Here is a 1,552-nt window from a genome sequence, read left to right as displayed (position 1 = left end):
CGGGAGCGGCTCGACGGTGCCTGGGGCGTGGTGGACGTGATCGACTGCGCCACCGGTGCCGCCGCGATGGCGGCCGCCGGGCGCGCGGACGCGCAGCGACTCGCGATCCGGGGCGGCTCCGCCGGCGGCTTCACCACGCTCGCGGGGCTGGCGTTCACCGACACGTTCGCTGCCGGGACCTCGCGTTACGGCATCGGCGACCTGGCCGCGTTGGCCGCCGAGACGCACAAGTTCGAGGCCCGGTACCTCGACCGCCTGGTCGGGCCGTACCCCGAGGACGAGGCCGTCTACGCCGAGCGTTCGCCGCTCGGGCACGTGGACGGCATCACCTCACCGGTGCTGCTGCTGCAGGGGTCCGAGGACCGGGTGGTGCCGCCGGCTCAATCGACCGGCATGGCAGCCGCGCTGCGCGAGCGCGGGGTGCCGATCGCGTATGTCGAGTTCGCCGGCGAGGGCCATGGCTTCCGCAGCGCGGACGCGATCACGCTCGCGCTCGAGACCGAGCTGGCCTTCTACGGGCAGGTGCTCGGCTTCGACGTCGCGGACGACGTCCCAGACGTCGATCTCGGCCGGTGACAGGGATCCGCTCGGCCGTCGTCGCGGGTGCCTCCGGCTACATCGGTCGCTACCTGGTGGCGCGGCTGCGGCACCGCGGCGCGACGGTACGCACGATCGGCCGCGGCCCGGGCGCCGATGCGCGCTGGGGCGACACCGACGCGATCGCGCAGCTCCTCGACGGTTCCGACGTGCTCGTCAACCTCGCCGGGCGGTCGGTGAGCTGCCGCTACAACAAGCGCAACACCGACCTGATCTTCCGCTCCCGGGTGGACACGACGGCGGAGCTCGCGCAGGCTCTCCGGGTCACCACGGCTCCCCCCTCCGTCTGGATCAACGCCAGTACCGGGACCATCTATCGCGACGCTCGCGACCGGCCGCAGGACGAGGCCACGGGTGAGCTCGGTGGCGGCTTCTCGGTCGAGGTCGCCCGAGCGTGGGAACGTGAGCTGACGGACGCACCCGAGGGCGTGCGCACGGTCGCGTTGCGGATGTCGATCGTGATCGGCGCCGGTGGCGGCGCGATCAACCCGATCATCAACCTCACCCGGATGGGGTTCGGCGGCCCGATGGGCGACGGCGGCCAGGTGTTCAGCTGGGTGCATGTCGAGGACGTGGCGCGGGCGATCGACCATCTCTACGCTCGCAGCGACATCTCCGGGCCGGTCAACGTGGCGACGCCGAATCCGGTGACCAACGCCGCGCTGATGCGTCAGATGCGCGAGGTGTTCGGAGCACCGTTCGGGCTGCCCGAGCCCAGGTGGCTGCTCGAGATCGGCGGCCGCATCATCGGCACCGAGCCCGAGCTGGTGCTCAAGAGCCGCTGGGTGCACCCCGGCGTGCTGCTCGACTCTGGGTTCGAGTTCAGGTTCCCCGCGCTGCGTGGCGCCCTGGCACAGATCGCCTCTCGGACCCGACGGGGACTGTTGCCGGTCCAGCTGGGCTGACCCCATCCACCGACCTTCTTGACACTCTTTGGTCGACGCTCTACGGCCGC

Annotated in this window: 2 protein-coding genes; both read left to right on the top strand. The window is 71.7% G+C overall.

Annotated features, from left to right (window positions below; all coding sequences use genetic code 11):
* Positions 1-576: alpha/beta hydrolase family protein (locus ACOJSN_RS10610; protein ID WP_420112467.1), on the top strand; the 576-nt coding region annotated here is incomplete at its 5' end.
* Positions 573-1,502 (top strand): TIGR01777 family oxidoreductase, encoded by a 930-nt coding sequence (locus tag ACOJSN_RS10605; protein ID WP_420112466.1) that lies wholly within the window; start codon positions 573-575, stop codon positions 1,500-1,502. The genes ACOJSN_RS10610 and ACOJSN_RS10605, both read left to right, overlap by 4 nt.
* Positions 1,503-1,552: the final 50 nt, after the last annotated feature.

Origin of the sequence: Pseudactinotalea sp., from assembly GCF_048594945.1 — a bacterium.
Lineage (GTDB): Bacteria > Actinomycetota > Actinomycetes > Actinomycetales > Beutenbergiaceae > Pseudactinotalea.
Note: the sequence above shows the minus strand (reverse complement) of the source record. Positions and strands in the feature narration are given on the sequence as shown.